The 12,949-nt window shown below is 41.1% G+C and carries 13 protein-coding genes; 10 read left to right on the top strand and 3 right to left on the bottom strand.

The window, feature by feature from the left end; genetic code table 11:
- Positions 1-23 precede the first annotated feature (23 nt).
- From HMPREF9625_RS08955 to tnpA, 8 genes are all read left to right on the top strand, one after another.
- Positions 24-512 carry a DUF6106 family protein gene (locus HMPREF9625_RS08955; RefSeq protein ID WP_009534370.1) on the top strand — a complete coding sequence of 163 codons (489 nt, stop codon included), beginning with the start codon at positions 24-26 and terminating at the stop codon, positions 510-512.
- Between the two features lie 73 nt (positions 513-585).
- Positions 586-2,712: an NAD(+) synthase gene (locus HMPREF9625_RS08950; RefSeq protein WP_009534369.1), complete on the top strand. Its 2,127-nt coding sequence runs from the start codon at positions 586-588 to the stop codon at positions 2,710-2,712.
- A gap of 96 nt (positions 2,713-2,808) precedes the next feature.
- Positions 2,809-3,606, top strand: a complete 798-nt coding sequence (locus HMPREF9625_RS08945) for a TrmH family RNA methyltransferase (protein ID WP_009534368.1) — start codon at positions 2,809-2,811, stop codon at positions 3,604-3,606.
- Positions 3,606-3,884 carry a DUF6637 family protein gene (locus HMPREF9625_RS08940; RefSeq protein WP_009534367.1) on the top strand — a complete coding sequence of 93 codons (279 nt, stop codon included), beginning with the start codon at positions 3,606-3,608 and terminating at the stop codon, positions 3,882-3,884. Before HMPREF9625_RS08945 ends, HMPREF9625_RS08940 begins: the two co-directional genes overlap by 1 nt.
- Positions 3,885-3,905: 21 nt before the next feature.
- Complete coding sequence (gene rpoD, locus HMPREF9625_RS08935; protein ID WP_009534366.1) at positions 3,906-5,063, top strand: RNA polymerase sigma factor RpoD; 1,158 nt, start codon at positions 3,906-3,908, stop codon at positions 5,061-5,063.
- A 7-nt stretch (positions 5,064-5,070) separates the two neighbouring features.
- The gene (locus tag HMPREF9625_RS08930) at positions 5,071-5,733 is read left to right on the top strand and encodes an epoxyqueuosine reductase QueH (RefSeq protein WP_009538032.1); all 663 of its coding nucleotides are present in this window, start codon (positions 5,071-5,073) and stop codon (positions 5,731-5,733) included.
- A gap of 89 nt (positions 5,734-5,822) precedes the next feature.
- Positions 5,823-6,113, top strand: coding sequence for an HPr family phosphocarrier protein (locus HMPREF9625_RS08925; protein ID WP_009534364.1), 291 nt, complete (start codon positions 5,823-5,825; stop codon positions 6,111-6,113).
- A 300-nt stretch (positions 6,114-6,413) separates the two neighbouring features.
- Positions 6,414-6,869, top strand: a complete 456-nt coding sequence (gene tnpA / locus HMPREF9625_RS08920; protein WP_007156859.1) for an IS200/IS605 family transposase — start codon at positions 6,414-6,416, stop codon at positions 6,867-6,869.
- Positions 6,870-7,121: 252 nt separating this feature from the next.
- On the opposite strand, the gene HMPREF9625_RS08915 is transcribed toward tnpA, so the two are convergent.
- A complete protein-coding gene (locus HMPREF9625_RS08915) occupies positions 7,122-7,985 on the bottom strand; it encodes an Mrp/NBP35 family ATP-binding protein (protein ID WP_009534361.1) in 864 nt (287 codons plus the stop codon).
- 272 nt (positions 7,986-8,257) lie between these two features.
- Positions 8,258-9,154, bottom strand: a complete 897-nt coding sequence (locus HMPREF9625_RS08910; protein ID WP_009534360.1) for a LysR family transcriptional regulator — start codon at positions 9,152-9,154, stop codon at positions 8,258-8,260.
- Between the two features lie 423 nt (positions 9,155-9,577).
- Here HMPREF9625_RS08910 and leuC point away from each other — a divergent pair, with 423 nt between their 5' ends.
- Both leuC and HMPREF9625_RS08900 read left to right on the top strand, forming a co-directional pair.
- Positions 9,578-10,843 (top strand): 3-isopropylmalate dehydratase large subunit, encoded by a 1,266-nt coding sequence (leuC, locus tag HMPREF9625_RS08905; RefSeq protein ID WP_009534359.1) that lies wholly within the window; start codon positions 9,578-9,580, stop codon positions 10,841-10,843.
- A 213-nt stretch (positions 10,844-11,056) separates the two neighbouring features.
- Positions 11,057-11,557: a 3-isopropylmalate dehydratase small subunit gene (locus tag HMPREF9625_RS08900; protein ID WP_009534358.1), complete on the top strand. Its 501-nt coding sequence runs from the start codon at positions 11,057-11,059 to the stop codon at positions 11,555-11,557.
- A 53-nt stretch (positions 11,558-11,610) separates the two neighbouring features.
- On the opposite strand, the gene HMPREF9625_RS08895 is transcribed toward HMPREF9625_RS08900, so the two are convergent.
- The gene (locus HMPREF9625_RS08895; RefSeq protein WP_009534357.1) at positions 11,611-12,825 is read right to left on the bottom strand and encodes a ribonuclease H-like domain-containing protein; all 1,215 of its coding nucleotides are present in this window, start codon (positions 12,823-12,825) and stop codon (positions 11,611-11,613) included.
- Between the last annotated feature and the right edge of the window lie 124 nt (positions 12,826-12,949).

The following is a 12,949-nucleotide window of genomic DNA, read 5'->3' as shown; positions in this document are numbered from 1 at the left end:
CAGACGTAGAAGGAGATTTTCCCATGGAAAACTATATTGAGCATCTGGTCAAGGGAAAAAGAGGAACGAAAGAATACATGGAAAGGGGAGTGGCAATAGCTCTCCCCTTTCTTTTCATGTTTATTCTTTCTTTATTGTCTCTTCCCATTATATTCTTTGTTTTTTTACTTCCTATATCGTATTATATACGGATAAGAAGCGATAAAGAATATGAGTACCTTTATATGGCGGGAGACTTGAGTGTTGATGTTGTTTACCACAAGAGCAGTAGGAAGAAACTGATACAATGCGGTAAGGAAGAAGTGCTGGAGATTCGACCCTTTAGTGAGGAGACAAAAGAGCAGTACCAAAGGAGCGGAGCAGCTGTTTTAGATCTTGCCGGTTTCGGAGAAAATCCGCATTATTTTTACTTAGTACAAAAAGAAGGAAAGAGGACTGCGCTTCTTTTGGATTGCCCTGAAAAGTTGATAAAGGAAATGCGGCTTTATTCCCGTGAAAAGTGGATCCGGTAATGAATATACAAAAAGAAAAAGCATAAAAGATAAGTATTAGAATATGCAAATATAAGAAGAGTAGGAGCAAAGAATGAAGGATTTCGTAAGAGTAGCGGCAGTGAGTCCGAATGTAAAGGTAGCAGATCCGTTTTATAATGTGGAGGAGATGCTGAAATGGGCTAAGGAGGCGGAAAAGGAAGCTGTCTCTCTTTTGGTGTATCCGGAGCTTTCCGTCTCCGGCTATACTGCAAATGATTTGCTTCTGCAGGAAAGTCTGCAAGAGGCCTGTAAAAAGGCTTTAAAAATATTTTCTGTGAAAACGAAGAAAAGTCCTGTGCTCTTTGTCATCGGATATCCGCTGGTTCATAAAGGAAAGCTGTTTAATACGGCAGTAGTTATGCAGGGAGGTATGATTCTGGGAATTGTGCCGAAAAGACATCTTCCGAATCATAGTGAGTTTTATGAGGAGCGTTATTTCCAAGAAGGAAGAGAGGAAGTGGAGTGGATTCAGGATTTTTTAGAAAAGGATGGAGATATTCCTTTCGGAATGCACCTACACTTTATTGCAGATCATGACGAACGCTTCCGCCTTGCGGTGGAAATCTGCGAAGATCTTTGGGTACCGAATCCTCCCTCTGTTACGCATTGCCTGATGGGGGCAACAGTCATTGCCAATACTACGGCTTCCGATGCACTTATTAAAAAAAATGACAGCAGAAGAGCTCTTGTGCAGCATTCCAGCGGTTGTTTGCATAATGCCTATGTCTATACCAGTGCGGGACCGTCCGAATCTACGCAGGATATGGTTTTTTCTGCTCACAGCATGGTTGCAGAGAATGGAAAAATTCTTGCGGAATCTCCACGCTTTTATGAGGGTATGACTTTTGGGGAGATTGATTTATCCGTTTTATGGAGAGAGAGAATCAAGCAAAACACCTTTGAAACCGTGGAGGAAAATGCTGTGCAGGTTCCCTTTACCTTGTTTAAAGCAGATTATCTTGCACAGGGTATTTCCGTAAAGCAACTGGACGAGGTTGAACGAAAAGCGGGAACAAGGAGAGGTTTAACTGGCGAGAAGGCCGGTGCTGAGGAAGTGGAATCGTGCAAGAAAGAAAAGAGACTGATCTTAAAGCGATTTATCAATCCGATGCCTTTTCTTCCGGTGGATAGTTCCAAGGACTTTGAACGTGGAGAGGAAATTCTCAGTATTCAGGCGCATGGTCTAAAGAAAAGACTTCAGCATATTGGAGCTAAAAAGGTAATTTTGGGACTTAGCGGAGGTTTGGATTCCACTTTGGCGCTTTTTGTTGCTGTAAAATGTTTTCAGCTTTTGGGATATGATTTAAAGAACATTATTGCTGTAACTATGCCGTCTTTCGGAACAAGTGAAATTACGCATAGTAATGCTTTGGAATCGGCAAGGATTCTCGGTACCGATATGCGGGAGATTCCTATTCATGATGCGGTTTTACAGCATTTTAAGGATATCTCTTATGATGAAAGTAAAAGAGATGTAGTTTATGAGAATGCGCAAGCCAGGGAGCGTACACAGATTCTGATGGATCTTGCAAATAAGGAGGGGGCACTTTTAATCGGGACAGGAGATTTATCGGAGTCTGCTTTAGGGTTTTCCACTTATAATGGAGACCACATGTCTATGTATAGTGTGAACTGTGATGTACCAAAAACTGCTATACCGCTTATATTGCATAGCTTTGTAAAGGACTTGGAGGATGCCTCCAAGGATAAAAAGGAAAAGAAGCAGGTAGAAGAGCTTAAGAAAACAGTGGAGAAGATTATTCATGTACCGGTTAGCCCGGAGCTTATTCCTCCTAATGAAAAAGGGGAAATTCAGCAAAAGACGGAGGAAATATTGGGACCCTATGCATTACATGATTTCTTCCTCTATATGCATCTTCGCTACGGCTTTTCGGCAAAAAAAGTCTTTTTCCTTGCCTGTCATGCATTTTCAAAGGAAAACCTGAAGTATTATAGTAGGGATTCTGCGGAAATAGCATATACTCCGGTGCAGATTTTGAATTGCTTGAAAATATTCTATAAAAGATTTTTTGCACAACAGTTTAAACGTTCCTGTACACCGGATGGCCCAAAGGTGGGAAGAATCGGTCTTTCTCCCCGCGGAGACTTACGGCAGGCCAGTGATGCATCTTCTCAAATATGGCTGAAAGAGTTGGAAGAAATTGAATCCAGCTTATAGACGAAGAAAAGAAACTTTGTTATACTCTTAATTCAAAGTAGTATTGTGGGTAGGGTCTGCGATACACCTATGGCTTATCAGAAAGACAGGTAGGGGATGCGAAGAATTGATTCACCTGCAAATGCATTGCTTAAAGAGATTCGAGAGCTTGGCAAGAAGGCCAAAAAAAGAAGAGAGGAAGGATATTTTGTTGGAGAGGGAGAACGCTTATTAAGGGATTTGCCTCTTTCTTCTCTTGTACAGATATTTTTAGGGGAAGATTATCGCGGAGAACTTCCGCATGGACTTTCCAAAGAGGATGAGCGGATCATTTTACTGAGTAAGCGAGCTATGGAAAGTATTTCCAATACGGAAAGTCAGCAGGGGATTGTGGCAAAGCTGAAGATCCCGACGGAAAAGAAGGCGGAGGGAGATTTTTTTCTTCTACTTGAGGATATACAGGATCCCGGAAATCTTGGGACCATATTTAGAACAGCGGAGGCTGCGGGCGTTTCTCATATTTTCCTGAGCAGGAACTGTACAGATCTTTTCAGTCCGAAGGTTTTGCGCTCCACCATGGGTTCTCTTTTCCGTGTTCCATTTAGTATTGGGAATCTTTTATCCACGGTAGAAGAGTTGAAGAAAAAAGGCGTTACATTTTATGCTATGCATCTTGCGGGAAGGGAATACTTTTACGAGAGTGATTTTTCTTCTTCCTCCGCCTTTATGTTAGGAAATGAGGGAAACGGTCTAAGTGATGAACTGAGCCGTTTAGCGGATGAAAAAATTCGGATTCCGATGATGGGAAGTATTGAGTCTTTAAACGTTGCTACAGCAGGGAGTATTGTAATGTACGAAGTGTATAGACAAAGAGCAAAGGGGATAGAGAAGCTATTTTCCGGGAGGAATTGTTGATGAATGGCAAGTCTCGCGGGAAGATTCCCAGCCATAATTTAGATATTTTGTACGGTGTTATCGCTTTGCTGATTTTTATTATGGCTGTGATGGCGCTTAGTAATCCGGATGAAAACAAGGTGCTTTTTCCTTTTATCTTTTTCTTTGCCTTTGTTTTACGAAGTGTTAATTTTATGCAAAGAAGAGCGGAAGAAGGAAAAGAAAAATATTTTCAACTGGCATTGTGTTTTGCTTTATTGGTGCTCAGTGTTGTTTCCGGCATCAGCCTTTGGACTTAGTCCTAAAGAAAGGAATTTAACTTGGATAGAGAAGAATTAGAGAAAATCATCGAAACATTAATGAGTAAAGCGAAGGGGAACAAGAACTCCATCGATATGGGTGAGGTTCAGGACATGGTAAAAGACCTGTCTCTCACGGAAGAACAGATGGAGAGTTTTCTACTTCTTTTGGAAAATAAAGGTCTCGAAGTAATTCCTACTGTTGATGAGGACGCCCTAAAGAAACTGGAAAAAGGCGTGGAGAAGGAAGATACGGAGGATGAGCTTCTTGCCCTTGAAGACGAAGACTTTTCTAAGGAAGAGGATGGCGAGGATATTGATTTAGATGCGGTTGATCTTCTGGAAGGAATCGGAACGGAAGATCCTGTTCGCATGTATCTTAAGGAAATCGGTACTGTCCCCCTTCTTACAGCGGAAGAAGAATATTCTCTTGCTATGAAGAAGCAGGAAGGAGACGAGTATGCCAAGCAGAGACTGATTGAAGCCAATCTCCGTCTTGTTGTTTCCATTGCTAAACGCTATACAGGGCGAGGCATGAGCTTCTTGGATTTAGTCCAGGAAGGAAACTTGGGTCTCATTAAAGGCGTAGAAAAGTTTGATCCGGAGAAGGGATTCAAGCTTTCCACCTATGCAACTTGGTGGATTCGTCAATCCGTAACACGTGCTTTAGCCGATCAGGCAAGAACGATCCGTGTGCCGGTACATATGGTAGAAACCATCAACAAGATGTCCAAGATGCAGAGAAAGTTAACGCTGGAGCTTGGCTACGAGCCTTCAGTAAAGGAGCTTGCAGAGCATCTTGATATGACAGAGGAAAAGGTGCAGGAAATCATGCAGATTGCAAGAGAACCGGCATCTTTGGAAACCCCAATCGGAGAGGAAGATGATTCCAACTTAGGAGATTTTGTGGCGGATGCCAATGTTTTATCTCCGGAGGGAAATGTGGAATCCGTTATGTTAAGAGAGCATATTGACAGCCTTTTGGACGATTTAAAGGAAAGAGAAAGACAGGTTATTGTTCTTCGTTTCGGATTAGAGGACGGACATCCGAGAACTCTCGAAGAAGTGGGAAGAGAATTTAATGTAACGCGTGAGCGTATTCGTCAGATTGAAGCAAAGGCCCTTAGAAAGCTTAGAAATCCGGTTCGTTCCAAGCGTATACGAGATTTCCTGCAGTAAGATATTTATGAGTGGTAAAAAGAATTATGAGCTCTTGATGGAAGCGGTCATAAGGGAGAATAGTGGAAGCTCTAAGCCGAAGCTCTTACTTCATGCCTGTTGTGCTCCCTGTTCTACGGCTGTGCTGGAGTCCCTTGTGGATTTTTTTGATATTACTTTGTTTTTTTACAATCCAAACATTGAAAGTGAGACGGAATTTCTACGTCGAGCAGATGAGTGTAAAAGATTGGTAAAGGAAATGGGACTTCCCATTCACTGTATCGTGACCAGCTATATACATGGGGAGTTTTTAGACATTGCCAAAGGACTGGAAAAGGAACCGGAGAGAGGCGAGAGATGTACAGCCTGTTTTCAGCTTCGTTTGGAGGAGACTGCAGCTTTCGCTTCGCGATGGAATAAGGAAAATCCGGAAAATCCCTTTGATTATTACTGTACCAGCTTAAGTATTTCTCCTTTAAAGGATGCAGAAAGGCTCAATAAGCTGGGAATGGAAATTGGGAAAAATTACGGTATTCCCTTCCTGCCATCCGACTTTAAAAAGAAAGGACGCTACCTGCGTTCGGTTGAACTTTCGAAGCAATATGAGCTTTACAGACAGGACTACTGCGGTTGCGAATTCTCCAAGGCGGAGAGTCTTCGCAGAAACAGGGAAAAAGAGAGTATTCAGTAAATTTTTGGAATACGAAAGTATAAAAACGTAGGATCAAGAGAATAGGAATGAGTATAGAATAGTTCAGAGTACGAAAAAAAGGGGGAAATATGGTAAGTGCAGAAGTGAAAATTATCAATGAGTCCGGGCTGCATCTTCGTCCCGCAGGTGTTTTAACACAGACCTGTATTCGCTTTAAGAGTGAAATCATACTCTATTATGGAGAAAGAAAGATTATTGGAAAGTCTGTTTTAAATGTCATGGCTGCCGGTGTAAAGAAGGGGAGTACGGTGAGAGTGGAATGCAACGGTGTTGATGAAGAAGATGCTTTAAAGGCTGTGTTAGAAGCAATTTCTACAGGTCTGGGAGAGGGAACAAGCGTTCCGGAATCTTTGTTCTAAAAGGCTATAAAAAAGCTGTAGGCGAAATCCGCTTACAGCTTTTATATTAATGGACTTTAGCCAGTATCGGAGCTGACATTTGAAAAATGTTAGCTCTGATTCTTAACAAGTGGCTAAGGCGAAGCCTGAGACATCTTGTTAATGGACTTTAGCCAGTATCGGAGCTGACATTTGAAAAATGTTAGCTCTGATACAAAAAACCACCCGCTATGCGGGTGGGAAACACTTGTTATACAAAAATCACCTTTCCTAATACAATAAAGTTGTTCAAGCTATATTGTAGAAAAGGAAGGTGATTTTATGGCGAAGAAAGAATATGCATTGGCACATACGAAATGGATGTGTAAATATCATATTGTCTTCACACCGAAGTATAGGCGAAAAATAATATATTATCAATATAAGTCAGATATTCGGGATATTATCAAGCAGCTCTGCGCCTTTAAAGGAGTGGAGATTATAGAAGGGCATTTAATGCCGGACCATGTACACATTCTGGTTAGTATTCCACCTAAGATTAGCGTTTCTTCTTTTATGGGCTATTTAAAGGGAAAAAGTGCCTTAATGATATTTGATAAACACGCAAATCTTAAATACAAATTTGGAAACAGACATTTTTGGGCCGAAGGCTATTATGTCAGTACAGTAGGTTTAAATGAAGCCACAATAAAAAAGTATATCCAAGATCAAGAAAAACACGATATAGCTTTGGATAAACTAAGTGTTAAAGAATATGAAGACCCTTTTAAGGGTTAAAGTGCAGTAGTACCAATACCCCTTTATGGGGTAGCGACGAGTCAAACGCAATATGGCTTGAATGGAGCTGTGGGAAGGTGCAAAGCAAACTTCCCATAGCCCAAAATGAAAGCCAGCGCCTTTAGACGCTGGCCAGTAGCAGGGGCTTATAGCCCCGAGCAAACCACCCGTTTGACGGGTGGTAGTGATTCATCATCGTCAGTAAGGTATGTTAAGTGTGAGACATCTCGTTTGCTCTGACATAGTGAAAGATTAGTCCTTAATAAGCCTTTTTAAGCAAGCTACGGCATCCTTCAGGCTTTCCTTCGTATCAATGGCTTCCACAGCACCGGCATCCATAAAAGAAGCGTTTTGCGGATCGATGGGAAGCTTTGCAAGAAGCTCCAAGCCTTCCTTCTGACAAAGTTCCTCAATATGGCTTTCTCCGAAGACATCGATTTTCTCATTACAGTGCGGACAGAGGAGATAAGACATATTTTCTACAATACCGAGAATTGGCACATGCATTTTCTCTGCCATACGAACTGCCTTTTCCACAATCATGGATACCAAGTCCTGTGGGGAAGTCACAATAATAACCCCGTCAATCGGGAGGGACTGGAATACGGTAAGAGGGACATCACCTGTTCCGGGAGGCATATCTACGAAGAGATAGTCAATTTCCTTCCACTCGACCTCCTGCCAGAACTGCTTTACCGCATTGGCAATCATGGAACCTCTCCATATTACGGGATCGGTTTCATTTTCCAAAAGAAGATTGGTGGAAATGATTTCCACACCGCCATTACTGGTTTCCGGTACCATGGACTTTCCGTCCTCACTTAAGGCTACACCGTCATGCAGGAGACCGAATGCCTTCGGAATGGAAGGACCGGTAATATCCGCATCCAAAATACCGACATGGAAACCCTCCTTGTTCATTGCGGAAGCAAGAAGAGAGCAGACGGTAGACTTACCTACGCCGCCCTTGCCGGATACGATGCCGATGACCTTCTTTACGGAAGAGCCTTCCGCTAAAGGAAGCTTTTCGATTCCCGCAGTTCTAGTTCTACTTGAGCAATTTGCGGAGCAGGAGCCGCAGTGAGAGGAACAGGAGCTGTTATTTTGTTCTGCCATATATTTATCCTTTCTTTCTATCCATAAATTTTTAAAAAAGATAAGTGCCTTTTTTCGAGTTTTAGATCTATTTCTTAAGCTATTTACATATTTGATACGAATTGCTAAGAAAAAGACCTTACTATTCTAGCGAGTTTATAGAGAGAGTTCAATCCAAGTTTTTGCTGTTTTGAAATTAAAATTATATTGTTTTGAATTGTAAAAATGCAGCATTAACTTGAATATTTCTCGATAGTAATTTTGATTCTATATGAAACTACTCTTTATTATCCTTAATCTTTTTCTTTTTCCAAGAAGGAAAGAAAGCTCTCTAAAGACTTTGAGCAGTTATTGGCATGGTACATAAAGCCGATTTTTCTCCTAGGGATAGGTGGAGCAATATCTATCTGCACGAGACTTCCATTTTCCAAATCTTTTTCCACAAAGGAACGGATAACACAGGAAATCCCCATATCAATCTTCGCGAAATCTATCAGTAAATCCATGGTGTTTAAGGCAATTACCTGCTTAAAATCCAATTGATTTTCACGGATATACATATCGATGTAGTGTCTGGAAACATTTTTATCGTCCATAAGCATTACCGTGGCATTTTGAAAAAGAGAAAAGTTATTTCCGTGAAGGGCTTTTAGATTCTCGATATACTTAGGGGATGCAACAAAAATATCCTCCACCTCCTGCTCTAAAATAACCTTTTGATTGGGACTTAGGTGCTTCGGGATGGCAACCAGTGCAATGTCAATGTCTTGCGCCTCCAAAACCTGGATATTTTTTGCACTGTCTTGATTTTTTAAATTGATTTGAATATTCGGAAATTCTTCCATGAACTTCTTCAAGTAAGGAAGCAGGATATAACGACATAGTGTTGTACTGGCACCGATGTCAAGATGTCCGATATGATAGTCTTTCATTTTTTGCAGAGCATTTTCCGCTTCTTCAATATGATGAATGGCTTCCTGAACGTGATGAAATAAAACCTCTCCTTCTTCGGTGAGACTTACACCTCTGGAATTTCTCTTGAAGAGTTTTACATTCAGATTATCTTCCAGACGCACGATGGTTTTGGAGATAGCAGGTTGAGATATATAGAGGGATTCTGCAGCCTTTGAGATGTTCCCTTGCTTTGCGACTTCAAAAAAAATACGATAGGTTGATAAATTTTGCTCCATATAACTCCTTTGTTTAGAAATGATCCTTTTGAAAATGGATTTCAGATACATATTTGCATTCCCTCTTTTGTAAAGTTATAGATAGAATCTTCTACGGTTTTTCTCATGTATTTTCTCGCAATACGTGAAAATTTCAGATATCTTATTCATAGAAATAACTTTAGGGAATAATAAACATCTAAAAAATGTATTTTAATTATAGCAAGACTTTTGCTAGTATGTAAAGAAAGCAATCTAAATGCTTTCTAAAATTCATAGCGAGTATCGTGCGCAAAGCGTGCGATATCTCGTTTGAAATGAATATATTATGGACGTTACGCAGTATATCTTGTTCAAAGAAGAAAAGGGAAGAAGAGAAAACATTTTTTCGGAGTAGTTGTGAGCTGTATTTTCTGAAAAATGCTGAAGATAAAGGAGAGTACGATGGGAATGACGATGAGCCAAAAGATTTTGGCAAAGCACGCAGGACTGGAGAAGGTGGAAAGCGGTCAACTGATTCTTGCAAAGGTGGATTTGGTTCATGGAAATGACATCACGACTCCGGTTGCGATTCGAGAGCGGGAGAAGATTCAAGGGATAGGTGTCTTTGATAAAGATAAGGTGGTTTTTGTCATGGACCACTTTGTGCCGAACAAGGATATTACTTCTGCAAAGTGCACCCAGATTTGTCGAAATTATGCAAAGGAAAACGGTTTAAAGCATTATTATGATGTGGGAAATATGGGAATTGAGCATGCTCTTATTCCGGAGCAGGGACTGATTACGGCAGGAGAGCTTTCTGTCGGTGCGGATTCTCATACCTGTACTTACGGGGCACTGGGAGCCTTTTCTACCGGTGTGGGCTCTACGGATATGGCTGCCGCTATGGCTACAGGGGAGCTTTGGTTTAAGGTGCCGAACGCAATTCAGGTCATCTTAAAAGGGAAGCTGCAAAAGTATGTCAGCGGTAAGGATGTGATTTTACACCTGATTGGAAAAATCGGAGTGGACGGCGCACTTTACGAGTCTATAGAATTTAGCGGAGAGGGCGTTTCTTCCCTTTCCATGGACGACCGCTTTGCCATTTGTAATATGGCGATTGAAGCGGGCGGAAAGAACGGCATTTTCCCGGTTGACGAGAAAACGATAGAGTACATGAAAGCGCATGGAAATAAGCCCTATACCGTTTACGAAGCGGATTCGGATGCCAAGTATGAGAGAGTGATAGAGATTGACCTCTCTACACTTCAGTCTACAGTGGCTTTTCCGCATCTACCGGAAAATACGCATGAAATCGGGACTTTTGATAAAATTCCAATTGATCAGGTTGTTATCGGCTCTTGCACAAACGGTCGTTTATCGGATATTGCCGTCTCCGCAGAGCTTTTAAGAGGTCGTCATGTTGCAGAAAATCTTCGTTGTATTGTCATTCCGGCAACGCAGAAGATTTATCTGGAAGCGATGGAAAAGGGCTATATCAAGGACTTAATCGAGGCCGGTGCAGTAGTCAGTACCCCGACCTGCGGGCCTTGTCTTGGCGGCTATATGGGAATTTTGGCACCGCATGAAAGATGCGTTTCCACCACCAATCGTAATTTCGTTGGAAGAATGGGAGATGCAAGCTCGGAAATCTATCTGGCTTCTCCGGAGGTTGCTGCGGCATCGGCAGTTTTAGGCTATATCGCAGGACCAAAAGACTTGGGGCTATAAGAAGAGATAATCTTTCTAACAAAAACCAATAAAGAATGTTAAGAAATGAAAATCTGCAGCGAAGAAAAACGAATTTTGAGAAATGAAAATCAGTAGTGGAGAAAAACTGTTTTTATTCTTAACAAGTGGCTAAGGCGAAGCCTGAGACATCTTGTTTTAAGAATGAAAATGGATAGCGAAGAAAATTAGCAAGGGAAATAGGAGAGGAACGGTATGGAAAATGCAAGGGGCAATTGTATAAAATATGGGGACAATGTCGATACGGATGTGATTATTCCGGCACGTTACCTGGCGATTCAGGACCGAAGCCTTCTGGCGACACATGCGATGGAGGATATCGATAAGGACTTCCATAAAAAGATGAAAAAGGGCGATATACTGATTGCCGGAAAGAACTTCGGCTGCGGTTCCTCCAGGGAGCATGCTCCGCAGGTATTAAAGGACTCCGGTGTTTCCTGTATTATTGCAGAGAGCTTTGCGAGAATTTTTTTCCGAAATGCCATAAACATCGGTCTTGCCATTGTAGAATCCCCCGATGCGGCAAAGGAAATCAAAGAGGGAGACGAAGTGGAAGTGGATTTTTCCGCCGGGAGAATTCGGGATATCAGTAGCGGTAAAAGCTACGATATGGCAGTCTTTCCGCCCTTTTTACAGGATATGATCGATAAGGGAGGTCTCATTGCTTTTGTGAATGAAAGGCTGGAGAAAAAGTAGCGAAAATAGAAAAGGGATATAAAGTAGCGAAAACATAGCCATATTCTTATAAATTAAAAATGTATTTTAAGAAAGCTAAGCAGGTATTCCACCGGATTTATGCTCTCAAAAGTATTTTCCTTAAAAGGAATAAAGCAGTTTTTATCCTGATACGTTTTTTTGAAGACTTTCTCTCCTTCCTGAAATACCGGAAGAAAAGAGGCCTTCATTTTTTGATAGGCGGTTGAAGCCTTGGCCTTCTCCCGCATTTCCTTCGGGTACATGGAGGCTAAGGACTTGTGTACTACATGGTCTTCAGAGGGGATAAATTCGTAGTCTTTATAGTCTTTAAAAAAATAGCAAAGTTCTCCCTGATAGAGAGGAACAGTAAGAAAAAGAAACTTGTCTTTTATTTCTAAAAGATAGTTTTTCGGAGCAAGAGTAAGAGGGACGGGAACAGGAGAGGGAAGATAATACTGCAGGCAAAGTTTTTTAGCAGTACGACTTTTTTGCTCTTCTTCCAATTCTAATTTCTTGATTTGTAAACTGCTTTCCAATTCTAAGTGCGCGGTTTCTAAAGGGTTTTTCGTTTGATGATGGTATTTTATATTTTTTATTTCCTCGCTTTCCAAGAACTCTGCCGTTTGGAATTTGATATTCCCCTGAAAGATATTTTCATAAGCTAAAAAGGAGAAGAGATCGGGAAGGTTTTGAATATCCTCCCGATTATGAAGGAGCAACGAATTCTTTTTTTTGCTGTCTTTATTCTGTAAATATTCCCGGTATACGGAAATCAGCTCGCCTCCGCTACACCGGTCTTCACGATAAATGCCTAAAAACCGTTCACAGGATTTAAGAGAACAACTTTCCAATCCGTAAAATTTTTTTCTTTTACGAATCAGTTTAAATAAATCAAGCTGTTTTAAATTGAGGTGAAGAGGAAGCTTTCCATAGGACTTGGCCATGGCCTCAATAAAACGGTTATCAAAGCCTTCTCCATTAAAGCTGATGAGAACTTTCCTTGTTTGACAAAGCTGAAAAAACTGTTCCAAAATTTCCTCTTCGTCACGGACGCTTTCGGCAAAATACTGGATGAATTCACTATTTTCTTTATGAAAAAGCAGTACACCAAGGAGATAAAGCTGAGAAGCCTTCGGATTAAGTCCTGTCGTTTCAATGTCATAGAGCAGGGCGTCTTCTAAGGAAACATTCCCCAAAGCAGGGGAGAGGACGACTTCCAACGCAGCCCTATCTTCCGTATAAGCTAAATCTTTTCGAATGATTTCCATCTGTCCTCCCCAAAATGCAAGATATTAAAAAAAATTTTTATATTTTCACATTTATTTCCTGTTTTTTTGTTTTATAATAGGCAAGCATAGTTTAACACAAGAATATTTGAATTTTAAGTTTAAG

This window comes from Oribacterium parvum ACB1 (assembly GCF_000238055.2).
In the GTDB taxonomy this organism is placed as follows: domain Bacteria; phylum Bacillota; class Clostridia; order Lachnospirales; family Lachnospiraceae; genus Oribacterium; species Oribacterium parvum.
The sequence above is the reverse complement of the archived record's forward strand: the minus strand, read 5'-3'. Positions and strand labels throughout refer to the sequence as shown.